At 45.0% G+C, this 23,586-nt stretch carries 30 protein-coding genes and 1 pseudogene; 16 read left to right on the top strand and 15 right to left on the bottom strand.

Annotated elements, in window-relative coordinates; all coding sequences use genetic code 11:
* Window positions 1-6: 6 nt before the first annotated feature.
* Window positions 7-171, bottom strand: coding sequence for an IS630 transposase-related protein (locus tag AAW31_RS19995; RefSeq protein WP_235264366.1), 165 nt, complete (start codon window positions 169-171; stop codon window positions 7-9).
* On the bottom strand, window positions 164-481 hold the full coding sequence (locus AAW31_RS22855) for an HU family DNA-binding protein (protein WP_052752222.1): 318 nt from the start codon (window positions 479-481) through the stop codon (window positions 164-166). Before AAW31_RS22855 ends, AAW31_RS19995 begins: the two co-directional genes overlap by 8 nt.
* A gap of 359 nt (window positions 482-840) precedes the next feature.
* Between AAW31_RS22855 and AAW31_RS11640 the strand changes: the two genes are divergently transcribed.
* Together AAW31_RS11640 and AAW31_RS11635 are read left to right on the top strand one after the other, a co-directional pair.
* A complete protein-coding gene (locus AAW31_RS11640) occupies window positions 841-2,100 on the top strand; it encodes an NADH:flavin oxidoreductase/NADH oxidase (RefSeq protein WP_235264365.1) in 1,260 nt (419 codons plus the stop codon).
* Window positions 2,101-2,353: 253 nt separating this feature from the next.
* Entirely contained in the window at window positions 2,354-2,674 is a 321-nt protein-coding gene (locus tag AAW31_RS11635; protein WP_144412943.1) for a hypothetical protein, read from the top strand.
* Between the two features lie 102 nt (window positions 2,675-2,776).
* Here the strand turns inward: AAW31_RS11635 and AAW31_RS23195 are convergent, their stop codons facing one another.
* From AAW31_RS23195 to AAW31_RS22850, 4 genes are all read right to left on the bottom strand, one after another.
* Window positions 2,777-2,944 carry an aminoglycoside phosphotransferase family protein gene (locus AAW31_RS23195; RefSeq protein ID WP_258920397.1) on the bottom strand — a complete coding sequence of 56 codons (168 nt, stop codon included), beginning with the start codon at window positions 2,942-2,944 and terminating at the stop codon, window positions 2,777-2,779.
* A gap of 1 nt (window position 2,945) precedes the next feature.
* Window positions 2,946-3,488: an aminoglycoside phosphotransferase family protein gene (locus tag AAW31_RS22185; RefSeq protein ID WP_200899621.1), complete on the bottom strand. Its 543-nt coding sequence runs from the start codon at window positions 3,486-3,488 to the stop codon at window positions 2,946-2,948.
* 456 nt (window positions 3,489-3,944) lie between these two features.
* Window positions 3,945-4,082 carry a DUF4113 domain-containing protein gene (locus AAW31_RS23670; protein ID WP_082110567.1) on the bottom strand — a complete coding sequence of 46 codons (138 nt, stop codon included), beginning with the start codon at window positions 4,080-4,082 and terminating at the stop codon, window positions 3,945-3,947.
* Window positions 4,083-4,178 (bottom strand): phage protease, encoded by a 96-nt coding sequence (locus AAW31_RS22850; RefSeq protein WP_235264364.1) that lies wholly within the window; start codon window positions 4,176-4,178, stop codon window positions 4,083-4,085.
* A 483-nt stretch (window positions 4,179-4,661) separates the two neighbouring features.
* On the opposite strand from AAW31_RS22850, the gene AAW31_RS11625 reads away from it, so the two are divergent.
* From AAW31_RS11625 to AAW31_RS11615, 4 genes and pseudogenes are all read left to right on the top strand, one after another.
* The gene (locus tag AAW31_RS11625) at window positions 4,662-5,147 is read left to right on the top strand and encodes a VOC family protein (RefSeq protein WP_046850351.1); all 486 of its coding nucleotides are present in this window, start codon (window positions 4,662-4,664) and stop codon (window positions 5,145-5,147) included.
* Between the two features lie 26 nt (window positions 5,148-5,173).
* A pseudogene (locus tag AAW31_RS19985) lies at window positions 5,174-5,362 on the top strand (integrase core domain-containing protein); the annotation flags it as partial.
* Between the two features lie 117 nt (window positions 5,363-5,479).
* Window positions 5,480-6,826: a cytochrome P450 gene (locus AAW31_RS11620; protein WP_052752221.1), complete on the top strand. Its 1,347-nt coding sequence runs from the start codon at window positions 5,480-5,482 to the stop codon at window positions 6,824-6,826.
* 148 nt (window positions 6,827-6,974) lie between these two features.
* Window positions 6,975-7,208, top strand: a complete 234-nt coding sequence (locus AAW31_RS11615) for a hypothetical protein (protein ID WP_046850350.1) — start codon at window positions 6,975-6,977, stop codon at window positions 7,206-7,208.
* A 486-nt stretch (window positions 7,209-7,694) separates the two neighbouring features.
* Here the strand turns inward: AAW31_RS11615 and AAW31_RS23190 are convergent, their stop codons facing one another.
* The 3 genes from AAW31_RS23190 to AAW31_RS19980 all read right to left on the bottom strand — a co-directional run bounded on the left by AAW31_RS23190 (window position 7,695) and on the right by AAW31_RS19980 (window position 8,959).
* The gene (locus AAW31_RS23190) at window positions 7,695-8,177 is read right to left on the bottom strand and encodes a transposase (protein WP_052752220.1); all 483 of its coding nucleotides are present in this window, start codon (window positions 8,175-8,177) and stop codon (window positions 7,695-7,697) included.
* A complete protein-coding gene (locus AAW31_RS23185; protein WP_052752219.1) occupies window positions 8,174-8,611 on the bottom strand; it encodes a transposase in 438 nt (145 codons plus the stop codon). Before AAW31_RS23185 ends, AAW31_RS23190 begins: the two co-directional genes overlap by 4 nt.
* 69 nt (window positions 8,612-8,680) lie before the next feature.
* On the bottom strand, window positions 8,681-8,959 hold the full coding sequence (locus AAW31_RS19980) for a DUF4372 domain-containing protein (RefSeq protein ID WP_082110432.1): 279 nt from the start codon (window positions 8,957-8,959) through the stop codon (window positions 8,681-8,683).
* 356 nt (window positions 8,960-9,315) lie between these two features.
* Between AAW31_RS19980 and AAW31_RS21385 the strand changes: the two genes are divergently transcribed.
* Window positions 9,316-9,489 (top strand): hypothetical protein, encoded by a 174-nt coding sequence (locus AAW31_RS21385; RefSeq protein WP_158441501.1) that lies wholly within the window; start codon window positions 9,316-9,318, stop codon window positions 9,487-9,489.
* Here AAW31_RS21385 and AAW31_RS11600 read toward each other — a convergent pair.
* Window positions 9,479-9,739, bottom strand: coding sequence for a hypothetical protein (locus AAW31_RS11600; protein ID WP_046850348.1), 261 nt, complete (start codon window positions 9,737-9,739; stop codon window positions 9,479-9,481). The genes AAW31_RS21385 and AAW31_RS11600 overlap by 11 nt on opposite strands.
* A gap of 294 nt (window positions 9,740-10,033) precedes the next feature.
* On the opposite strand from AAW31_RS11600, the gene AAW31_RS11595 reads away from it, so the two are divergent.
* The 4 genes from AAW31_RS11595 (at window position 10,034) to AAW31_RS11580 (ending at window position 11,837) form a co-directional block, all read left to right on the top strand.
* Window positions 10,034-10,813, top strand: a complete 780-nt coding sequence (locus tag AAW31_RS11595) for a hypothetical protein (RefSeq protein ID WP_046850347.1) — start codon at window positions 10,034-10,036, stop codon at window positions 10,811-10,813.
* The gene (locus AAW31_RS11590) at window positions 10,794-10,985 is read left to right on the top strand and encodes a hypothetical protein (protein WP_235264363.1); all 192 of its coding nucleotides are present in this window, start codon (window positions 10,794-10,796) and stop codon (window positions 10,983-10,985) included. The genes AAW31_RS11595 and AAW31_RS11590 overlap by 20 nt, the downstream gene beginning before the upstream one ends.
* A 162-nt stretch (window positions 10,986-11,147) precedes the next feature.
* A complete protein-coding gene (locus AAW31_RS23665; RefSeq protein ID WP_052752218.1) occupies window positions 11,148-11,504 on the top strand; it encodes a D-Ala-D-Ala carboxypeptidase family metallohydrolase in 357 nt (118 codons plus the stop codon).
* A complete protein-coding gene (locus tag AAW31_RS11580) occupies window positions 11,505-11,837 on the top strand; it encodes a hypothetical protein (RefSeq protein WP_046850345.1) in 333 nt (110 codons plus the stop codon).
* A gap of 316 nt (window positions 11,838-12,153) precedes the next feature.
* On the opposite strand, the gene AAW31_RS11575 is transcribed toward AAW31_RS11580, so the two are convergent.
* From AAW31_RS11575 to AAW31_RS11560, 5 genes are all read right to left on the bottom strand, one after another.
* Complete coding sequence (locus AAW31_RS11575) at window positions 12,154-12,873, bottom strand: IS630 family transposase (protein ID WP_200899620.1); 720 nt, start codon at window positions 12,871-12,873, stop codon at window positions 12,154-12,156.
* 499 nt (window positions 12,874-13,372) lie between these two features.
* Window positions 13,373-13,843, bottom strand: a complete 471-nt coding sequence (locus AAW31_RS11570; protein ID WP_144412826.1) for a transposase — start codon at window positions 13,841-13,843, stop codon at window positions 13,373-13,375.
* A complete protein-coding gene (locus AAW31_RS11565; protein WP_046850344.1) occupies window positions 13,839-14,198 on the bottom strand; it encodes an IS630 transposase-related protein in 360 nt (119 codons plus the stop codon). The genes AAW31_RS11570 and AAW31_RS11565 overlap by 5 nt, the downstream gene beginning before the upstream one ends.
* Before the next feature lie 521 nt (window positions 14,199-14,719).
* Window positions 14,720-15,070: a hypothetical protein gene (locus AAW31_RS20765; RefSeq protein WP_144412942.1), complete on the bottom strand. Its 351-nt coding sequence runs from the start codon at window positions 15,068-15,070 to the stop codon at window positions 14,720-14,722.
* A 353-nt stretch (window positions 15,071-15,423) separates the two neighbouring features.
* On the bottom strand, window positions 15,424-15,627 hold the full coding sequence (locus AAW31_RS11560; RefSeq protein WP_046850343.1) for a transposase: 204 nt from the start codon (window positions 15,625-15,627) through the stop codon (window positions 15,424-15,426).
* Between the two features lie 329 nt (window positions 15,628-15,956).
* Between AAW31_RS11560 and AAW31_RS11555 the strand changes: the two genes are divergently transcribed.
* The 5 genes from AAW31_RS11555 (at window position 15,957) to AAW31_RS11535 (ending at window position 23,580) form a co-directional block, all read left to right on the top strand.
* Window positions 15,957-17,828 (top strand): alpha-amylase family glycosyl hydrolase, encoded by a 1,872-nt coding sequence (locus AAW31_RS11555; protein ID WP_200899619.1) that lies wholly within the window; start codon window positions 15,957-15,959, stop codon window positions 17,826-17,828.
* A gap of 370 nt (window positions 17,829-18,198) precedes the next feature.
* Window positions 18,199-19,275, top strand: a complete 1,077-nt coding sequence (locus AAW31_RS11550) for a gluconate 2-dehydrogenase subunit 3 family protein (RefSeq protein WP_046850341.1) — start codon at window positions 18,199-18,201, stop codon at window positions 19,273-19,275.
* 50 nt (window positions 19,276-19,325) lie between these two features.
* A complete protein-coding gene (locus AAW31_RS11545; RefSeq protein WP_046850340.1) occupies window positions 19,326-21,167 on the top strand; it encodes a GMC oxidoreductase in 1,842 nt (613 codons plus the stop codon).
* Between the two features lie 5 nt (window positions 21,168-21,172).
* Window positions 21,173-22,315 carry a cupin domain-containing protein gene (locus AAW31_RS11540; protein WP_046850339.1) on the top strand — a complete coding sequence of 381 codons (1,143 nt, stop codon included), beginning with the start codon at window positions 21,173-21,175 and terminating at the stop codon, window positions 22,313-22,315.
* Between the two features lie 17 nt (window positions 22,316-22,332).
* On the top strand, window positions 22,333-23,580 hold the full coding sequence (locus AAW31_RS11535; protein WP_046850338.1) for a cupin domain-containing protein: 1,248 nt from the start codon (window positions 22,333-22,335) through the stop codon (window positions 23,578-23,580).
* Window positions 23,581-23,586 lie beyond the last annotated feature (6 nt).

Genomic DNA, 23,586 nt, shown 5'->3' with positions numbered 1-23,586 from the left:
GCGTGATCAATTGCTTTGGGATGCTTCAGAGTTTTTTTTATAGGTGATGTCAAGCTTCTTGAGCGCCAGAAAAATAGCGTTCTGCGCTACACCCAAACGTTTTGCCCGCTCGTACTGATAAGCATCAGGATAATCGAGAACATCCTGCCGCAATACCTCAAGATCAATCATCAAACCGGGCCGCCACCTCGGCTATCGTAAGTCCTTCTTTCTTTCGGACAGACAGGACTTTACGGCGGAAATCCAGTGAATAGGCCATCGCTAAATTATAATCAATATTATCTGGTTGCGATATATCACCCTTGGCGACGGTTGCAATTACAGTATCGATCATGGCTTTTAAGGCCTTGGCTGCGGTAGCTTTGAGTATCTCTGCCTGTGCTGCGATCTCTTCTACTAGTTCCGTTTTGTATATTCTGGAAATGCTCCTTTTGGGTAAAAAGCTAGCAGTATAAACATTTAGACATTGTTGACATATCATAATGTCATCAACATTAACCTGTGTTTCCAGAGTATTTCATGAGTTAGGATGGTTCTCTCATCCGATTTTTTCCATAGTCGTCACTCTATGCGATCTCCTATTTCTCGTAGAAGATTCACAATTTGCTCCGGTTTGAATCGTTTTCCTATTGATGCCATTTATTGCCTCCTTAAGTGAGTTGTTCAGGTTAATACCTCTCTCAACTTTTGGCACTAAAAATGACCATAGTTAAGGTGTGCTGTGAATTTAGAACTATCTGTATGATATTGATGTACGTGCTCAATCAGCAATTATCCCTCTACGAGTATTTCAGGCAGATCAAAAGGCGTATACTGGCAATTTACAGCGAGGGAAAAGCTATGTCTCATAATGACGAGAACAAACACAATATAGACGGAACTCCTGACCCTCTGAGCAAGACAAGCCTTACTGCCAACACCACCGCAGAAGTTACCACAGCTGCTCCGGTCAGTGACCGCCGGCTGAGCAATGCCGCTATCCAAACACAATGTCAGAGCGAGCATGACCGAGAAATCCCGGAAGAGGATCTGATGTCCCCACTTACCCTTCGCGGCGTTACTTTCCGCAACCGGATCGCAATATCGCCCATGTGCATGTATTCTGCTCACGACGGTTTTGCCAACGACTTCCATCTCGTCCATCTGGGTAGCCGGGCAATGGGTGGTGTAGGACTTGTAGTTGTTGAAGCCACTGCAGTCACGGCTGAGGGACGCATTACACCGGGAGACATGGGGATTTGGAAAGATGAGCATATCGAGCCATTAGCTCGCATTGCACGATTTGTGGAGAGGCAAGGCGCGATTCCAGGTATCCAGCTCGCCCATGCTGGACGCAAAGCCAGCTGTAATGTTCCTTGGAATGGTGGCAGTAGCCTGAAAACTCCGGCGGAAGGAGGCTGGCCAGTGATTGGTCCCAGTCCTCTGCCTTTTTACCCAGACGATCCGGTTCCCAACGCCATGTCAGAAACAGATATTGAGCATTGCGTTGAAGCATGGGAGACGGCGGCTCGACGTGCACTGGACGCGGGCTTTAAAGTGATAGAACTTCATGCAGCACACGGCTACCTGATGCACGAATTTTTATCACCTTTAAGTAATCATCGCACTGATAATTATGGCGGCAGTTTGGCAAATCGCATGCGGCTTTTGCTAAGCGTTGCCAAACGCCTCCGCGATGTTATCCCGTCCGAGCTGCCTTTCTTCGTGCGAATCTCTGCCACTGACTGGGTCGATGGTGGCTGGGATATAGAGCAATCGATTATTCTTTGCAGAGAACTAAAGTTACTTGGAACGGATCTGATCGATGTCTCGTCCGGCGGTGTTATACCCGATGCAAGAATTCCCGTTGCCCGAGGCTACCAGGTTCAATTTGCCCAACGCGTCCGAAATGAAGCACAAGTCTACACAGGCGGGGTGGGATTGATTACTGACCCGCAATACGCGGATGAAATCATCACCAGCGGACAGGCGGATCTCGTTTTTATCGGCCGAGAGTTACTGCGGGAGCCTTACTGGGCCCTCAAGGCGCAACATACGTTAGGGATAGAACCTGAATGGCCTATCCAGTATAGTTATGCCGTTAAGCGGCGGGCAAAATAGCACATCATGGTCAGGTCCAGAACAAACAATTCCTATTCTTGCAAACAATAAACCCAACCGCCGCTCTTATTTTTCATCATTCGCGAGCTGTAAATAGCGTTGCATAGTTAGATGTTTTTATTCTAATTATTGAACAAACGATTTCAGAATAGTGCGATTTTTCTTGGAATTTTCATGGGTACCGGCATATAGATATTGATCTAAACCGCCCAAAACGAAACCGTGATGTTCATATAATTGGCACGTTACGACAATGGTATACCCTGAGTTTTCAATCGGAGACCGGAGAGATACCTCTGATGTGCCCAAGCATCGACTTCTTTCAGCAGAGCTGTTGCAATGCCTGGACGCCGATGAGAAGCATCTACCTAGATATCGTCGATCACGGCCATTCGGTTCCAGCTTTCCGAAAGTAATAATAAACCTGCAGGGCGACCTTGCAAATGGGCCAAGAATCCAGAGTGATTGGAATGTTTCAGATACTCTCCGAAATTCGTGGGTCGATCTCGGCATGACTATAGCGCTTTTCGTAGGAGGGTATGAAGATTATCTCGTAGCAGAAGCCATCGGGTAAAGTCGAGAGTAGAGTACAAACGAGCGTTGATAATAAATGTTCCATCAAATGGCCTTGGCATCGGTCGCGTTATCCTGTGTGATGGGTTCAATGCGCAGTTTGTCAATAAATGCCCTCATGATTATTTGCTCCCATTGATAGGGCTTGCAGAGCTAGTTCAGCAATGAAAAGATCCAAATCAGCGTTTTGGTGATCATCCTCTTCCAAGAACCATGAAGCCGATAAGCCAGCATACGCCAATGTCCACTGCAATAAGCGCTGTCGTTCCAAATTAGCAGCTTGCGCAATCACGTGAGATTGGCAAATAAATCTGAGTGAGGGGATCTGTGACCGTTGGCAATTCTGGATTACACAGAGGATTTGCGTAGTCATAGCCGCGTTTGCCGATTATTCGCTTTGGATCGATGGCTAGCCAGCCGCGCGAGCCAAAATCCAGTACGTTTGCGTGATGCACGTCACCATGCAGCACTACAATGTCGCGCGGTGACGCCAATAGCTTCCTTACGACAGCTAAACTTTCGAGAAGCAAGCTATCTTCGCGCTGGGCAGCTGATTCTAACGCTTCAAACCAAATATTTAATGGGATAAGTTCGGGCGGAGGTGTCGATCGGGGTTTGTGTAATTTGGCGATTACGTTACAAGCGATGCGGCTAGCCTCATCATCCTGACCTTCGTACGCCATTTCGATGAGAGAATTTGTTCCTTGTGCCCGCTCCATCAATAAAGCATCGCCTTCATACGCATACACTCGTGCTGCGCCATCGCCATTCCACCATTGCATAACTAAGCCGCCGAATTTCTCTTCGGTATCCATGGCATTTTTAGCATGGCAGGATTGCCATTTATGTGCCCATCCATACGCACCCGCAATAAATAACTGCTACGCGTGACAATGGGATCGCCATCGGAAATCAAATTCCATCGGCTTAAATAAGGTTTAAACATAAATTATTTCAGCAGAGCTTTGTGCAGTTTGTTATCGTAAAGAGTAGCAGTAAATTCATGTGATCATGAGGCAATGCATTGTTAGTAAGTGCAGATCAGCCCAGCGCCACAGTTTGGAGGAAAAAGGTTAGGCGCAAACGAGCCCCTCAAACACGCGTAGTTGGCCGCTGCGGGGTAGTCGCGGGGCGGGCATGGAGGTACTCATCCGGTACGCTCCCGGCACCCCCTGGAAGGGCGAAAGTGTAGAGCTCATACCGCTTAAGCCCAACTCGACTTCGCTTTGCCTTTCGATCTCACCAATAGAGAGCACCGGTCGGGTAATCACTCAATCTGGCAAATGTGCGTACGCGATCGGCACATCCTGCCAATTCGTGGTGTAGCAGGGCGATATAATCTCACGTCCAATGCTCCAGGATTTCTTGCTCCTACAGAATAATACACCGAGGCAATACTGCGTCTGTATTTATGATTTAAAGCTTCCATTACCTTCATCAATCTTGCTGAGGGGTAGCTGGCCGTTTTGTGCAGCGAGCAATGTCTGGTGTTTATTGTCCACCATGGTGCAATTTACGTGGCTTTCAAATTCGGCAATCGGGTTTGCTGCCAAGGTCGTATCGATGTGCCAGTACGGAGTTCGCCTGCAGGAAATAGCTGCATTTTAGAGATAACGCAAGCTAATAGAGAGTTGATTAAAATCAGATTAACACTTCATTAACATGTCAGTCACATGTGGTACAGAAAAAAGTAAGGGGTTAATGGCTGCGTGTATTTGTATAAGGAGCGAGAAATTGTCGCGTATCTGGTCAAAAAACATGATCTATTCATCCTATTTAAGAATCTAACAAAGTTTGTTACGATGAAAGCTAAATTGGCGTATCTTATAAAAAATAAGGTGATAACATGCTGCTTGCCGTGTTAGATGTCATTTTTGACGTAATATATTGCGTTATTTTGGATATCTATTTCTAATTAGACCGCTAATGTCAAGCACAGTGAAGCGATGCATGAATGGCAAAAATTTCGATCTTAGTGGAGAAGTGACATGACAATACCTGCAAAGAACACGGTTTGTCTTTGGTACGATGGCTGCGCCGAAGACGCGGCACAGTTTTACGCCGCTACCTTTCCCGACTCGACTGTCGGCGCAGTGCACCGCGCACCAGGGGATTTTCCGTCCGGGAAGAAAGGGGATGTGTTGACGGTCTGGTTCACCATAATGGGCATTCCGTGTCTCGGGCTCAACGGTGGTCCTGCGTTCAAGCACAACGAAGCGTTCTCATTTCAGGTAGCAACCGCTGACCAGGCTGAAACGGATCGCTACTGGAACGCGATAGTCGGCAACGGCGGCCAAGAGAGTGCGTGCGGCTGGTGCAAGGACAAATGGGGAGTATCCTGGCAAATCACACCTCTGGCACTGACAGAAGCGATAACTGATCCTGACCCCGCTGCCGCCAAGCGCGCATTCGATGCGATGATGACAATGCGAAAGATTGATATCGCCGTGATCGAGGCGGCGCTTCGCGGCTGAGATGCGGTCGTTCTAACATCCTTCGGGAAAATGGCTACTGTGACAGCTTTAATGGAACATTACGTGATAATTTATCTTATGGTGAAAGCTTCTATGGCGTTCAGGAGGCGCAAGCTATCGTGAACCGGTGGGTTCGTGAGTACAACACTATCAGACCGCATTGCCCATTGGGTTATCAACCTCCGCTACCTGAAGTTGTATTTGCTCCATCACCGCAAAATTTACATCCCTTCAAGCACTGACGTATGATTCAGATACTTTCTCAACAATTGGTACTAAATTGACAGCAGTTCACTAGCGAGTCCCTCATTAACCTTCCAACTGGCTAGACGATGGCGCATAACAAAACAGTTCCACAGGTCAAGGGCGATTTTCTTCTGGGGAATTTAAGGCAGATGATTGCGAACCCCCTTCAAGCCTTTTATGGCTGGCAGCAAAATTATGGAGATTTAGTCAGCTTCAGATTGGCTGCTCGCCAATTTTATTTATTTAGCCACCCAAAACTAGTTGAACAAGCCTTGATCAGGCAAAGCGATGTTTTTGTAAAAACCTACAACCCTGAAAAACCAACCGGTCTGGCATTGATTTTAGGTCAGGGATTAGTAACAAGTCAGGGCGATTTATGGCAAAGACAACGGCGCTTGATGCAGCCCGTTTTTCAGAGAAGTAATGTAACCACGCTGCTGCCGCAAATGGCTACCGCGGGTAACAACATGCTGGCTCGATGGCGGCAGCTGGGTGAAGGGGCGCAGGTCAACCTGTCGGGTGAAATGATGCGGCTTACATTGGAGGTCATCACCCAAACCATGTTCAGCACCAGTGTCCTCGACAAAATAGAACAGATCGCGCCGTCCTTGGAGATTTTATTGAGATATGCCGCTAAAACCATCGCAAATCCTTTGACTCTCCCGTTATATGTGCCCACTCCGGCGAATCGAAAATTCAAGCAGGCATTGGAAATAATCGATAATGTCATATACGGGATGATCGATCAACGCCGCACTGCACCCTCGGGTCAGAATGACCTGTTGGATATGTTGTTAAAAGCGCGTGATGACAACAACGGTGAGAAGATGACCGATCGGCAGGTTCGTGATGAAGTGATTACCATTTTTAGCGCGGGTCATGAAACAACTGCGAATTTACTAAGCTGGACTTTATATTTACTCGTCCGCCATCCAGGCGCGCTCGCTCGGCTGCGCGAGGAACTTGATCGATTGTTGCAAGGGAAAATACCAAACGCCGCAGATTTACAGCAGCTTGTTTATACCAGAGCCGTACTTAGTGAATCGATGCGCCTCCGTCCGCCTGCCAGTTTTTTGCTGCGTAAAGTTAGTAAAGATACCGAGGTTGATGATTATTTTTTAAAAGCTGGCAGGCTTGCGATATTCAGTATTTTCAATCTTCATCATCATGCCGACTTTTGGCCACAACCAGAGCAGTTTGACCCCGAACGATTTTTGGTATCCCAAAACCGGAGATATTCGTTCATACCCTTCGGGACAGGTGAGCGTATCTGTATCGGCAGTCATTTTGCATTAATGGAGAGCCAGCTTTTGCTATGTATGATAATTCAGCACTGTGATTTACAGTTGCTTGACCCAGATGAAGTCGAGATTGAGATGGCAATAACCCTGCGACCCAAAGGTGGAATTCCAGCCTGCATAAACTGGCGATAAAGTGGCGATAAAATAGATCTTCAGTTTTGCGGATTTGACCATCTCTTCATCTAATCCCACCTTAAATATAAAATAACCATATGGCAGAAAACTCTTACCCTGTAAATTCTTTGTTTTTCCTATATATCCTGCAGTCTTTCTAACGGATATGGTGGATGCAGGACGTAAGCATAATTGCCCGCTATGTGGCCGTTTCGGGGCAGGGATGGTACTCCCCATCAGATTCGCAGGTCTCACCCCGGGCAATTTTGTGGCGCTTCTGCCGGTTTTTCCCTCCGGTGCTTGCAGCCATTGGGTTTCGGGCCGATGCTCAGAAAAAGATCGGAGAAAGCTGCCGCAAACCGTTGTTTTGCATGAAGGAGGAGAGGGAAGCGCGCCATAAGAGATGGTTTAGGTTCGGCCCTAGTTCGGTTGTTCGCACCGATTCGGTACCAGGTAAAAAAACTGCTCTGGATTCTTCGTCTATTTGCAAGTATAAGCGACTGAGCTCAGGACTGTTAATCCGACGATCACTGGCATGAGACAAGAGGTGGGAATCATCAATGTGTAAGAGGTTATTATATAATGATATTTATATATGAGCTGATGCGTGCGCAGGCTGACCGCCGGACTCCGGATCCCGCGTTCGCACAATGTAAATCTTGCGCCAACGGTAATAGCTCTTGTTACTTATACCTGCATGCTTGCATGCCTTCAGCAAAGTCCTGCCATTAGCCATCATGCCTTATATCTCGCGTAGAAAATTCACGATTTGCTCCGGTTTGAATCGCTTTCCTATACGTGATTATTGACGCCATTTGTAGCAATCGCAACAATATTTTGCTGCCAGAAGGATAGAAAATATACGGAAATTATCTCTACTGTCCGGTTAAGCAAAACCAAGATCAAGCTCTTGAGTTGAAGGAGGATTGGTAGGATTGGGTGGTGGTTTGGCCAAGGATTCCAGTTGTTTTCTATCGAAGATATTGACACAGATTAGTCTTGCCCATTGTTGCATGGATAAAGAGTTGGGGAATGATTGCTGAACAAGGCGTGCCAGCAAATAAGCGATGATTGCCACGGCCACTTGGATCAGCACTGCATTTTTGCTGGTACCGAGAAAGCGTTTGATTTTGAGATTTTGCTTGATCCACTTGAAAAACAGCTCGATTTGCCAACGCATTTTGTACAAATCAGCAATAGCTTGAGCAGGACGTTCGAAATCGTTGGTGATAAAAACGAGCTTTTTACCTTCTTCGGTAGTGTAGAGAATACGGCGTAGATACTCAGGATATTGACTGCCTGCGTTAGAAGTTAAACGGATGGTTTCGTCTGCTGACACTCGGGCGTCTACCTGCTGCGAGGAGATCACTTCAATACAGTATTGGCTTTCATGCGCCCGACAAAACGAATGTTTTGTTTTGTCAGCCTGGCATACCACTCATAGTTATGGTAGGCACGATCAAAAACATAGGTTGCGCCTGTCAGCAAAGGCAGAGAAGCAACTGCCTTCGCATCATGCGCACGGGCCTCACCCATCTCAAGGAAAGTAGGAATACAGGCATGCGGGTCGTAGACAGTATGGAGTTTTATATCTGCCTTACTGGAACGAAACTTAGCCCAGGCATAGTGGTGGAGATTCAAATCCAGTGTGGTGGAATCACCCAACCACACGATCTCGTTCGCAGACGGCAGATTACCTTGAAGCTTGTGGATCAACCAGAACATGATTTCGCGAAAGAGGCCAGGCGCACGCTGCGCGTTAGCGTCTGCCAGTGTGGAGCGGCGAATCAGTGTCGCTCCCAAGTGAAAATGGCAAGTAGCATGACTATTGAAAGTTGTTTGCAGATCGCGAAGTGAAACGCGTTGTGCCAGTTACGCATAAATCAGCGCTACAAACTGCGTCCAACAGTTAAGTGTCCGTATTTGATGATCTCCTCCATGGCGTTCTACGGCTCGATCAAAACGGTAACGGGGAATGTACTTGAGCAGTTGATGTAATACAGTGTTAAGATGCTTTAGGCTTAAGCCCTTGGGTTGGAAAATTGCTGTTTTGAACACATCAATTTTACTCCATCTCCAAGCCCACTCAGGCTTATCTCTCAAGGGCTTAGGATTAACAGTAGTGAGATTAAATATGTGAACTGAGGTCATTTTTAATACTACAAGTTGAGAGAGAATTTAAACTCAGTAACTCAATAAAGGAGACACAAAATGGCTGTATCAGGGAAAAGTTTTAAAGCAGAAGATATAATTGAACTGCTGTCAATTTAGTACCAGTTGTTGAGAGAGTATCTGCATCATACGTCAGTACATGCAAAAATGAAGATTTTGTGATGATGGAGCGAATCTAGCTTCAGGTTCCGGTGACTTATATCCCATAGAATCGTGCGACTTATTAATCGACGACCACTGGCATAAGATAGGGGAGGAAGATTATCCATGGATAATGTATTGTTGTTAGCGCAATCGAAGCATTGGTGTCACCTATTGCCCCACCAAATGTTGCCATGCGCTACAAAGAATGTATTTATTCGACTTTAGTAAGTGAGTCTATTAGCGGTCCCATATCCTCTCCGGTTGATGCGGGTGGCAGATATGTCGAGAAACTGGTGCCGATGTCATTAGCGACCTTGACAGCGATTGATCGTAATGACTGGGATGGTTACAAGGTTACTTTGTAAATGGATAAGCTCTTGGTGACTGTTTAGCAGCATTCTTATCCCATTTCCCTTCAATAGCTTCAATACAATCTTTTGCACCCGAGATCTGACCTTCTATGAAGTGCTTATTTTCCTCATCAAATTCTTGTGCGGCTATTTTGGCTATTTCGGAATGATGGTCCATCACCATACGACACATCGATAAACATCTTTCTCGCTCTTGAGCGACCGCTTCATCTAATTCTTTTGGCGTGTAATGTTTAGGTTCCATAATTATTTGTAGAGAATATGAAAAGGCGACCAAGTACCTCAACACCGCAACAAGATACTGCCCAAACCTTAACCTTTCGGCTGTTTTTCGGCTTTGCGTTACCCGGTCATAACCTTGAAATTTTGCAGGATAAATTGAAACGCTTTCTGTTTGGATTGATGTCTCTTGCTAAGTGTGTTGAGCCCGGTTTGCATTCTACTTCATTTTTCCGTTCAATGACGGAAAACCGCACAAACACAGCATTCCTATGTCATTAAAATGCTTGTATTCTGTTAATTAAAATGGCAGGGATACATGCTTCACTTTCCATTACTTCGCACGCGTCGATTGACCGTGCAGCTGCGAGAGCTTTCCATAACCGATTCCATTGTGATCGCGGCAATACCTGATCATCAGCAGGAAGCTTCCTACACTGCTTTTCTGCGCTATGTCTTATCAAAGGATAAAAGCACGCCTCCCGATCCTGCCTGTTGGACGGTGCAGGAACGTATGCTAGCAGTCTGTCATTACCTGTCTTCCGTTTTGGAAGATGGACCGGACCTCTCGCTGGGAGCAAGTCATTACTCTGATTATTTAAGCTATGCCTCGGATATTTCCACACCAGCGGTCAGCCATACGATTGAATTGGGTGAGGTTGTTGATGAGGCCTGGAGGATTAAGCATTTTACCGGCGCTATGGCGGAATCTATTGAACGGTTGTTGGGTGAACTGCCCGATATTTCCGGAAGACTTCATTGGTTACTGGGCGGTATGGCTGCGCAGTTGGTGAGAAAAGATGAAGCGGTTCCTGATCCCATGGAGGGTGAGGATACCTATGATCATTTTCTGCTTAATCGCATGCGGATCATAGGGGCTTATCCAGCAAGCGATTTTGCTGCGCTCATGACGCATTATATGAACGGTCGGGAAAAACTCTCGCACCTGTTCAATATTGAATTTTCTGATGAGGGATTGGTTGCATTACCGAAAAGAGGGTTGGCTGGTGGATTACCACCGGCCCGGTTTCCAGTACATTATGCCATCTCCAACCTGGCGAAAGAATTGGGCAGAAGGCATGATGAGCCTGGCCGCTAATCTTAGCCTGTACGCACATACCCCTTTACCTAATGCCCTAGCCATGCCGGTCAGTTTTGGCAGGAAATTCTTTGACAGTAAACCGTTTGGTGACTGGCAGAAAAGTCGTGAAGCTGAACAGAAAATTCAGGTTACCATCGTTAATCGGATTGATAAATTGATGCGGGCTTGAAAGCTTTGCCAAATCACTATCCAAAAAAATAGGTAAATCATATGAATTCAGATCAACACTTATTCTCTCATTTTACGCTACGTGCACTGATTCACTCAGACACGGCAATCAAATTAAAAATTGATGACAAACCATCAGCAGAAGTGGTTGCCAATTTAATGTATGTATGTAATCACATTTACGCCGATTCGTGAACATTATGGCATTCCATTTGTACCGAATAGTAGGTACCGGATTTCAGAATTGAACCGTGCAATTCATGGCACAAAAGTTTCCCAGCATACGCTGGGACAAGCGGTCGATGTCGAGGTGAAAGTCGTCTCAAATTACGACATTACTATATGGATTTCTAAGAATCTACAATTTGATCAGCTTATCCTCGAAAACTACACATCTGGAATACCTGATTCCGCTTGCGTGCATTACTCTTACGTAAAAAAAAAAGACAATCGCATGAATCTATTAACCATCGAGGCCAGAAAACACGCCTCTGACTCATCAAATAACGGGAGTCTTTAAATGTCAGCTCAATGTCCTCATTCCATGGAACTAGTTGCTCATAAAGCAAAGATCGAGAGTCTTGAGAAGGAGATAGAAAATCTCAAAGCATGTCGGAACAGCAAGATACTGGAGCCTGCGAAACAGATAAATCGTTTGGCTGAGATTGCCAAGGTAAATGCTGATTTTCTTCTACAGGACAAAGCGAGAAGGGCAGGTTTCATCAAAGCCATACATACGACAGCAACATTAATCGGCTACGCAGTCATCATTCTTGCATTGCTGGTAGCCGGTAAATTTACTGGCACGCTGAAGTTTTTCGTTAAGTTTATTACTTCATTATGTGTGAAATGACATATACCCATCATACATAAAATTTCGGCACTCAGGTGCTCCGATGATTTGGAAATTATCAGTTAATAATGTGCGTAATTCTGCTTCGTAATGATGCGATGCTGTGAAAACGAAGTTTCGCCAAAAAAGCTTCGCAAGCACTTTTAAAAAGTGAAAAAGTTTCATAGTAACGGTCATACAGGATTTTCTTCTTGAAGAATTTCTAATAACGTTCAATCAAGTTGAGATTGGGTGCATACGGCGGCAAAAATACGAGTTTTATTTTTGAATCATTGAGATAGCACTGATCAGTTGTGATCGATAATAACGCGCATTGTCACAAATAATGTGAATATAGGCTGCTGTGGATGGTGTGCCTCGATTCGCTAAAACAGTTGGTGGCCTGCAGATTGACCGTATTAATCACACCATTGATATTCAAGCGCTGCCGGCCAGTATGACTGCGAATTTCGTGATCCTGGCCGCGTTTGATCCATCCGTAACCGGCTACTGGATTGTGATGGGGATGAGTGGCATCCATGAAATAAATAGCGTCTTCGGGCGCTTTGCTTGCCTTGAGTGCTTCATAGCATTGCACAAAGGTGCGTTGTTTCTCAGCATCAGCCTTACCTGGCACCAGCCTTTGCTTTTTATAGGCATAACCCATGCGGCATAATAATTGGGTTATGCCGCTTTCGCTGTAGGAGATACCCCAGGTTTGTTCAACATAATGTGCGATTTCTTTGGCAGTCAGATACAGATTTTTATGTAAATGCTGATCTAATGCTTGTTTCTGCAACTCATTCAAAAAAGATTCACTACCGTCAGCCTCAAACTTCTGTAGCGCAGACAAGCCTCCCTTGCGATAACGCTTATAGTGATTACGCACAGTTTCCCGGTCAATCATGAGCGATTTAGCCACTTGAGTAACCGACCAGCCTTTACCTGGCAGGTAAACCGTTTTTAGCCGGTCAGCATAGCACTTAACTAATGTTTTACGGTGCGCCACCTCTAAATCGGCAATCTCTTGTGCAGTAAGCGGGTAACGTGATGACATATTAAAATTCTAATATACTCACAGCTATGCCGCACTAACTTAAACCAATGTTTGATTCACGAGAAGTATAATCTAAAGCCAGCTTACAGCAGTAAACCAATCCTAGACTTCAGTAACTATCTGCATTCCGCTGAAAACAATTTTGTCATCAGACTCCCTTCTGAAGACTGAATACCATTCGCCGACGACCGTGACTATCACGGTTATTGCAGCTCGAATGTCGCTTGCTTAGCTCGGAGGCACCTGATGAACAACATTGAGATTAGCAGAATCGTTTCTTTTCACGAAATGCCGGGAAGATCCCCCATGATAGTGGAAGTCCTTGAGCGATACAGATACCGTTTCTCTGGGTAATCAATAGTTCAATTTCAATACCACGATGTCAATGGGCCGGCTGATGCTGAACATCTTGCTATCGTTTGTCCTGTTCGAGCGGGAAGTTACCGGTGAGCGCATTCGTGACAAGATTACTGCTATAGCAGATCCCATATAAAATGATTTAAATTTCATAAGCGGCAAAGAGCTGCTCGATGGAACAACCTTCCTTTTTTCTGATGGCTTTGGCCTGAGCCCATTTGGGTTCAATGTCATTTAAGTCAGGGGAATAAGGCGGTAGGTATTCAAGTGTATGCCCGGCATTGGCAATGGCGGTTTGGATATCCTGCCGTTTATGAAAGGTTGCGTTGTCCATGACAATCACGCAAGCGGGCAAAAGTTTAGGCAACAGGTCCTGCGTTATCCACGCATAGAAAATGTCAGCGGTGATATTGGCGATGAACAGACTTATGGTCAGCAGCGTCTTTCCGATGAGAGCGCCAATCACATTGGTTCGACCTCGTGCATGCCAGTTTTTTACGCCATGGACGCGCTCACCCACTGGCGCATAGCCATGCGTGCGTGGCATGTCGTGCGCAAAGCCGCTTTCATCAAGGTAGACGATAACGCGGCCTGCTCGCTCATAGTCTTCAATTTTTTTCTGGAAGATACGCCGCTCTTTTTCGCTGGCTTTGGGGTGACACAGGCTTTTTTTTATAAGTCACGCCCAGACGCTTTAAAGCATGGTTAATGCCTTGCTTGCTGACACCCAACCGTTTGGTGCGCTCGTACTGATACGCGTCCGGATAATTCTTGATGTCCTGCGCCAACATTTCCATGTTGATCTTGGTGGCAGGTTTGTTGCGGGTGGTCTTGGGATCGGGAGTTTTGATCCAACGCATCACGCTGGCGACCCCTACACCAAAACGCTTGGCCACTTGCGCGATTGAGAGGTTCTCCTTCTCACGAACGGATAATACTTTACGGCGAAATAATATCGGATAGGTCATCTGTAAATTATAATCAATTTATAGGGGACATGCTATAGCAAGAAAAAGGGGATGTGGATGGGTGGCATACCGCCACTCGGCTATGATGTCGAAAATCGCCGGCTGGTACCCAACGAGTGTGAAGCCAGGATCATCCAGCACATCTTTCAACATTTTGTCTAGTTGAGCTCCAGTACTATGCTGGTCAAGGAATTGAGGTTAGAAAGTGTGATATCGAAATTATAGAAAAGCTGAAAACTCGTTCAATTTTGGCACCATGAATTCTACGGGCTTATCCTTTTGTGTAGGTACTCAAACACCTGCTGTAGCGGATAGCCCCATGCCAGAAAGTCGTGGTTTTTTTTTACTTCATAAATTCTTATGACCGAGTGTTGAGCTAATAAAAAACTACTGCTTAGGCAGGGAATACGCTATCCGTCTATAGTCGGTTTTGAGCTCTCGGCTATCTACTCAAAATAGATGAATTCAAAACAAACTGTAAAACAACACGAAAAACATCTTTAATAACAAATGCTGAGTCATTACTTACCCTGGGTAGCAGGATTAACAGAGCTATCTGGGGTATAAGGAGTTACGGAGCTACCCGGGGTATAAGGTGTAACTGAGCTATCTGGAGTATAAGGAGTAACAGAGCTTTCCGGAGTACTAGGGCTAACAGAACTACCAGAGGTATCGGGAATATTAGATGTATCGGAATTATTAGAGGTACCCGGTGTACCAAGGCTATCAGGGTTATCAGAGGTGCCAGGAGTATTAGTACTACCAGCAGGCCTCTGTTCATTCGAGGCATTCTGAGCGAATACTATGCTGGTGAATATCAATGTACCAGTTAGCACTATTGTTCCTATCAATGTTAAAGTTGATTTATACATAGCTTTATCTCCTTAACTTTATAGCGAAAAACATAGAAATAAACTTAATGCATGAAAAACTACATTAGCTAATTCTCTTGTAATCAATTAATAAACAAGAAATCATCAAAATGGAAGAAATGATCAATATAGAAGAAATTCCCAACAAAGTAGACAAATACCCTAAGCGATGTGTAGGCAATTAATCAAGACAATCCAACTTTATTGTTTATCAATATAGGAGGGTAACAAAAAATAAAGCAATAATGCAAATGTATACAATTTTTATTTTTTATAGATAAATCTACATGATTGTATAAAAAATAATTTTTGAAAATAAAATATTAAATATCTTATAGTACAGATACATAGAATCATAAATTGTTTATTCTGCTTCGTAAAATACCTACAGTTGTGAGTTCGCCTTGCCGGCCAGCATAAACCCAGTTCTTAAAGGTCCACTCAGGTACAGATAGTTGTTTCGCTGCTTCAACCAGAGTTAATCCACTTTCTTTAAAAAACTTGATCGATTGATCGCGAAAGTCCTGGCTATATCGTGTTCGGGGTAATTGTTCCATTTTTGCCCTCCATTTCATGTCTATATTTTAAGAAACTTTGGACTTCATAAAACTCAGCATACCTCACTTTAATAATCTGCATAGTCTTGAGGATCACTTCACAGAAATAATGATTCAGGCTTTATCTTTTGAAGAAGCTACCTCTTAAATCAAGTAATAGGACAAATTTACTAATTCCTACGTGCTTGCACGTATTGTATTAGCCTGCATATTAGATAAGCTATTGAAGAATTGGTATTTTTAAAAAGAGATCTTCTTTTTCTTATAAACTTTATCAAGGGCCTAATCTTATGCCGGCATCGCTTGAGCACACTCATTCCGGGACACCAATGGGAGCAAACCTCATCGCTGATGGTGCTACATTTCGTGTGTGGGCACCGCATGCCCATTCCGTTCATGTTGTGGGTGATTTCAACGGGCATCTACGTACCGATACCGATTTACTTACGTGCGACAACTACGGTCATTGGCTTGGTTTTATCCCAGGTGTGCGTGATAGGCAGCGGTACATGTTTTATATCGTTGGTGATGGGAGTGAGGGGCCCAAACGTGACCCTTACGCGCGCGAGTTGGAAACGCCCTTCCCCAGCAAATGCATTATCCGAAAACCGGATTTTCCTTGGCACGAACTGGGTTTCATCACACCGCCTTTTCATGAGTTTGTGATCTATCAACTCCATGTAGGGACGTTCTTCACTCCGAACCTTCCAAACAAGGCCGGTACCTTCCTTGACGTCGCGCTCAAAATCCCCTATTTGACTGAGTTGGGCATTACTGCGCTACAACTTATGCCTATCCAAGAGTTTCAGACGCAGTTTAGTCTTGGATACAACGGAACTGACTATTACTCTCCTGAAATGGATTACGCTGTGGCAGATGCAGATTTGGCATCCTACGTCGCCAAGGTGAATGAGCTATTGGAGTCGAAGGGCCAGCAGAAATATGAAGTGGCCGAGTTATATGGCGAAATGAATCAACTGAAAGCGCTTGTGGATATCTGTCATCTGCACGGGGTGGCCGTACTGCTGGACGTAGTCTATAACCATGCCGGCGGAAGTTTCGGTGATGAGAGTATATATTTCTTTGATCGACAAGCGACTACTGGCGGGAACCGTAGTTCGCTCTATTTTACGGATAAAGGCCACGCGGGCGGGCTTGTTTTCGACTTTGCCAAGCCGGAAGTACGCGATTTCCTTATTCAGAATGCCAAATTCTTCCTGAACGAATATCGTGTGGATGGCTTTCGCTATGATCGTGTTGAGGTAATCGATCATGACGGGGCGCCCTATGGCTGGATTTTTTGTCAGGATCTCGCGGCAACGCTCCTTGCAAATACCTCCAATGCCATGGATCTTGCCGAGTATTGGAATGTCAACCCCTACATCGTGAAGAGACCACCAGAAGGTGCGGGGTTTGATACGACCCTGACAGACGGACTTCGGATCGCTATTCGTAATGTCATAGCAAATGCAAGCGTGCCAGACGAGCGACCGCTCGACATGACGGTGCTTGCGCGTAACCTCTGGCCGGACGGGTTTTATGAACACTGGCACTTTGTACAGGGGCCAGAGAACCATGATATTGTTTATAAAGGACGGGAACTGCGCATCAGCAATTTGGGCGATCCTTCAAACGCGCGTTCATGGTTTGCCCGAAGTCGTGCGCGTGTCGCTACTGGGTTGAGCCTGACTGCACCTGGTATCCCCATGCTCTTCATGGGACAGGAGTTCCTCGAAGATAAGCAGTGGTCCGACAATTTCGTTGATGACCAGAACTTGCTGCTATACTGGGCCGGACTTGAGCAAGGAGACAAGGACATGATTGACCATCTCCGCTTTACAAGGGAGTTGATCCATTTGCGTAATAGCCGCCCAGGCCTAAAAGGTCAAGGATTTCGCATAGTGCATACGCATGATCAAAATCGAGTATTGGTCTTTCACCGGTGGGTGGAGGGCGAAGGCCACGATGTGCTCATAGTCGTTCATCTAGGCAACGTTCATCGCTTTGGCTATCGTATTGGTTTTCCCGGAGGCGGAAATTGGCGCGAGGTCTTCAACAGTGATGTATACGATCATTGGGTAAATCCTCAAGTTGCCGGTAATGGTGGTCAGGTGTGGGCGGATACGCAGCCGCTGCACGAGTTCAATTTTTCCGCATCGCTCGTGCTACCAGCAAATAGCCTCTTAGTTTTTGCGAGATAATCGCTATAGGGCTCTATATGGTTTTATATTTGTGTAGCACTAACACCATTCATGATCTACCAAAAACGCTTGAAGGTAACAAAATTGGGATAGTGAGCATCCATTCCATTATCTCATGCAGAAATGCTACAGAAATTGGAATGCCCCAAGTCTTCTATTTAAGAATAACAGTCAAATTAAAGTAGTGATATTACACGCCCATTCTTTTTCGACGTTCTTGCTATTATGGTTAAAAATGCATGCAAATGTATTATTGTTTAAATATTAGTTATCACTTATTTTAGTTATATAAGGAAGTTTGACTCATCGTTTTTGCTGAGCTTTAATTTGCGGGCATTTATTTTAGTCAGTCAAGAACAAGGAGAAATAAATGGCAATTCAAGTTCTGGACCCTGATCCTGAGTATGTATTGAACCATTGCACTAAATATTTAGCGAGGGATAATACAGATCCACGACATAATTTCGGACAATTTGGCAGCGATGACACCAGGGCTAGAATCGCTGAATCATGGCGATTTCCTCTTATCGACACTTATAGCGATGGGACAAGTTCTAAATCTAATTATGCAGTTAATCAGGTAACTTTTGTCTATCAGAATCGGGATGTTGTTTCTCCTGTAAGCATTGGCGTAATTGGTACTTTTGCCACACTTTATGAACCCATTCCCCTTCGACCTATTCAGTTTTTAGGGGAAAATACTGGTTATTTTGCTTTGACCGTCATTGTACCGAAAGCTGAAGTCCATCTCTATAAATACTTGGTTAATAATCAATACATTATAGATCCGATTAACCCACAGCGGATTACTCTCGATAACAATAAGACCTGGTCACGATTTTTCACCCAATTCTGTACTCAGCCCCTCAGTTTTGAAGATTGGGAATATGCTATCTTGCAGCGGCTCGTGGCCCACATCTTGCCATTTCGTACTCGAGAAGGACAGAATTTCATCGATCGCTACTATAATATTCTTGATAAGCAAGACAAAGCTGCTCTTTTCCCGTCTGCTTACCGTCTTGATGAATCAGTGGGGGCAGCCAATTATATTGACTGTATTCTGGCACGAGAAGAAAACCATCATTTGATTGATTACAAAATCTGTATTAGTGAAATTAATCAAGTGTTGAGGCAACGGAATCCTTTTATCGACCCGCAGGACATATCAGTAGAAATGTATGCCCAGCTCTATGACGAGATGGCGGCAAATACTGTTCCAGGGTGGGATTACAGTAGGTATAGTAGACCACGCTACTTTTGGGAGCTTTTACGACGCCACACCTTTACAGGCGCTTTTTCCCATCCTAAATATGGTGGAAATATTGGAGCAGCAGGATGGGCATACCTTGCGGAACGGTATCTTGACACAGCGACAAGAACCACTTTATTCAACTGGCAACGTGCAATTGAATCCCCGTTAGGGATCAATAAGGACTATCACGGCTAAAAGTGACCACCACAGTTTGAACAGTCCGGCATTTGCGAGTAGGAGTTATTATGCAAACCAAATTTGATGTAATAATTATTGGTAGTGGAGCGGGAGGAGCACCAATAGCTCATACATTGGTCAAAGCAGGCAAATCAGTTCTAATTTTAGAAAAAGGCCCGCTATTTAAACCGCAATACCAAAATACAAATGGATTAAGTGACTTTAAACGCGATGAGTTAATCTCCGATGGAACGGAAAAGCGAGTCCAGGTTCCTGGAGTGGCTAACTATGGAGAAGGTTTTTACTCCAGTCACGTAGAGCCAGATATTAATGATGAGCCTCATGTCTACCGTGGGGCAGACGGACAAGATCGCGCAACAATTGAAGGCTATACCGCTCAAGTTGTGGGAGGTGGCACCCAGCTATATGGGGGAGTATCTTTGCGTTTTACTCCCACTGATTTTCACTTGCAAAGCTTCAATGCGGGTCGTACTGATCTCAAAAATGATCCTGATGAGGATGTACAGCGAGAGGCAAGAGACTGGCCAATTAGCTATGATGAGCTTGAGCCCTATTATACTCGGGCCGAAGAATTAATTGGTTTCAACGGAACGGTTGATAATCAGCTTAAACGCTTTAGCAAGGACAACTACCAGCCTCCCCTGGAACCGAACCCTATAAGTCGTTACGCCAAAGCTGGAATGGAGCAGTTAGGGCGAGAGCTTAACCCTATAGATCCCCTATTACCTTACCGTACTCCTCTGGCAGTGATCACTCGCGATCACCCACCAAGTGGGCGAAAAGTTCCTACCGATCCAGAAACCTTAAAAACCAGCTACGTTAATCGCTACGGCTGTCCCCTTGGTGCTAAATCGAATACTTGGGTAGCTCTTTTGAGTCCAATCTCCGACCAACCCAATTTCGAGATTCGTGCAAACTGCATTGTCACTCATCTAGAATGTGACGGTGCCAGGATAAATCGTGTGATGTATCGGGATCCATCAGGAAGGCAACTATCTGTCGAAGGTAACCTGGTAGTGGTGGCTTGTTCTGCAATTGAATCGATTCGATTGCTAAAGCTATCTGCAAGGCTTAATAGCGAATTTGATCAACGCATCAACCAAAATGATCTGTTGGGAAGATATTTTTTAACCCATTGTTTTGGAGGCGCCAGCGCTCTCATGCCAACCCGGAATGACAAGTCAATGGCCTTAGACGCCGACTGGGCAACAGATTGCTGTGCCACAGAAGATTTTTTGAAAAACAATGGTTTATGGGCTGGAGGTGCAATTTATAACAATACATCTGACCAGGCTTTGCCTCTTTCCATAGGACGCAATCATGGAAGTCAGGATCTTGATACGCTCTGGAAAGGCTTTATTGACGATACTCGTTTGGCAGGCCAAGGTTTAGCAGATTTCTTAGATGAAAACATAGGAAGAGGGCTATCTGTAAGTTTTATGGCGAACCAGGTGCCTCAAAGAAACAACCGAATTGAGCTGCATCCAACCATTTCAGATAAGTGGAACCGGCCAGTAGCTTATATCATCAAGACATGGCACAGTCATGATCAGTATTTGATGGATACTTTGGCCGGGATGTGCGGAAAGATTCTCAAATATGGTGGAGAAGATAATACCGGAGAATTTCAATTTCTGTTTGAAGGTCAAGGTGGTATTTTTAATGCTGAGAACGCCCTGGCACGCATTGCCAACCATATTCTAGGTGGAGCACGATTCGGGACTGACCCCCGTGATTCGGTCTTGGATATTCATTGTCGTGCCTGGAATTTTGACAATCTATACGTTACGGATGGGGCATTTATGCCTACCTCAGGTGGCGCGAACCCAACCTTAACGATTCAGGCTAATTCCTTTCGTGTTGCTGACGAATTGCTTAAGAGGTTGTAAAAACTATGGATCCCGCTTTTAATACCATTCAGACAAATCCCTGGAATGAAATATTTAAAGTCGTTTTTTTTCCTGACCGCATTTATCACGCCCAATACTTAAATGCCACTCGTAGCGATCGCTACCGATATAATGTCCAGGAAGTTCGCAGCTACTTCGATATTAATGTTATTAAGGGAGAAGTCTACTTAGACGGCCAGTTTCTCAGCAACTTTCTGCGAATAGAGTACAGAGCCAGCCGCTTAGTTGAACAAGCCCGTGAAAAGCGGCGCTTCCTCAAGGACCAGCTCATTGCTTGGGTCAAAATCATGCCAGACGATATGACAAAAATGGCTGAGTCGAGGGTTAAACTCCACTACTGTCCCTGGGTAGATGCGTTTCAAGTAGAGATCTGGGAAACATTAGAGCCCCCGGGCAATTCTTTTCATGATTTCCAAGTGTTGGATCAGATGGGCCGAGATTGCCCGATTACACGAGTACGGGCTTTTAATCCAGCTTTGCAGGAGATCAAATCTTTAAGGCAACTAGAGCTAGCATTTCGTGAAAATGACCGCGATCTGCCCACAGGGTACGCTATTAATGACAATGATACAGTATGGGATAACGGATATTTGAGATCCCACCAGGAACCTCGCACATCTAGCCCGAGTTCTCCCAATAATACTATCCTGGATCAGAATTATCTCATCAACTTCCAACGGGGTTGGTACTTACAAACACCCGATATTCAACCTGTGCGTTATCGAAATGCAATGATGGATTCTGACAATCAAGAATTGGAAGATGACAATATTATTGAGATGCGTTGGGTAGTTCAGCGTGAGTTGGGTGGGTCAATGATATTCTTCCACGAAGTCACCATACCGCCCGGTAAGGTTGAAGGTAATCACCAGCACATTGGCACTGAAGAGCTGTATTACATCACCGAAGGTGAGGGGATAGCTTATCTACGGGTTGGGGACGATCCGGCTACTGATTCATTTCCCACGGTGGAGCGGCAGGTGATGGGCTTGGGCTTCAGAGATTTCAAAGAACTTCCTGTTAAACCAGGTAGTGTCATCTACACGAAGAGTGGAGGAATGCACGGCATCCGCAATAATGGCACTATACCGCTCAAGTTTGTAGCTTTTCTATACCACACGGTCTAAAAGGGAAAATATTTTCTATGTTTATTGTTCACTCGGATATTATCGTTGAGGTGCCATCCGGCACAACTCCCAATTATGACCAAAGCAATCCGCTGCTGAAATTGATGAATTTAATGGAGCGATCGCAGCTGGCTGCAGAGCGTGAATTTTATCTATCTGAACATCTACAGTATCTGTTCCCCTATCACTCACTCACTTTCTATGGTCCCCAAGGAGGGGACGCAGGTATCCTTGAACCATCGCTGCAAGATAATAAGACCGACTTCCAGAAGCAGAACGTCAAAGAGTTTGTGAGTACTGACACAGTGCTCATCAGAGGCCTGGTAACTATTGGAAACTGGACAGGCCCATTCCTGCGTGTTTCCTATCGCGGGGGACCTGATTCTCATTTATCGACTTCAACCAATAATCAATTAGGTGAAAAAATCAAACTCTGGATTAAAGTTGCTAACATAGGGCCTATCATTGTCCCAGTGCCATACAATCCACGCAGCGATCGTTATGAAGTTGAATTTTGGGGTTATCCTGATAGCGATCTAACCACACTGCTGGATACTAAAGGATTAGAAGCACTACAACGAGGAGAATTGATCGTCCAAAACGCTCTTGTGCAAGGAAATATGCATGACTTTAACCGGGAAAAATTGAATGATCTCTACATGATAAATGTTGCACCCAGCAATTCCATGCACCCAATTTTACCACTACATATAGAGCTAGCTTGGGCAGATTTTTACGAACAAAAGTGGGACTCACAAAACGGAGCTAACTACCACTATGAATTTAACATGATTTTGCGAGGTTGGGACAACTTCCTGGGAACTGGAATTAGCCCTAATCCTCATGGAGGAGTTGGCTTTCTGGAATACCGAAATTTGATGTCTAATTATGGCTATTATTCAGGTCGAAATGAATTAGGACGTCAGTTAAATTCCTGGAACTTCAATGCGTTTGGTACTAAAAATCATAACAACAACTTTGAACCATTCTTTGCTGTTGATTACATGGATTTACATCTCTTAAAAGCAAGGTGTGGCATTGGTCTGCACCGCCATCGAGATAATCAGGAAATGTTTTTGATGATGGAAGGCCAAGGGTTTATGGTAATCGGGGATTGGTTAAAAATGCCCCAACGAGAGCGATGTTTTGAAATTCGTACTTTGAGATCGGGACATTTTGCTATGTTGAAAGGTGGCAATCTCCATGCTCTGATTAATGCTACGGATGAAGATATTTCTCTATTCATGTGTGGTGGCTACGATTAGCCTTTA

The organism is Nitrosomonas communis, assembly GCF_001007935.1.
In the GTDB taxonomy this organism is placed as follows: Bacteria; Pseudomonadota; Gammaproteobacteria; order Burkholderiales; family Nitrosomonadaceae; genus Nitrosomonas; species Nitrosomonas communis.
This window is presented reverse-complemented; position numbering and strand designations above follow the sequence as displayed.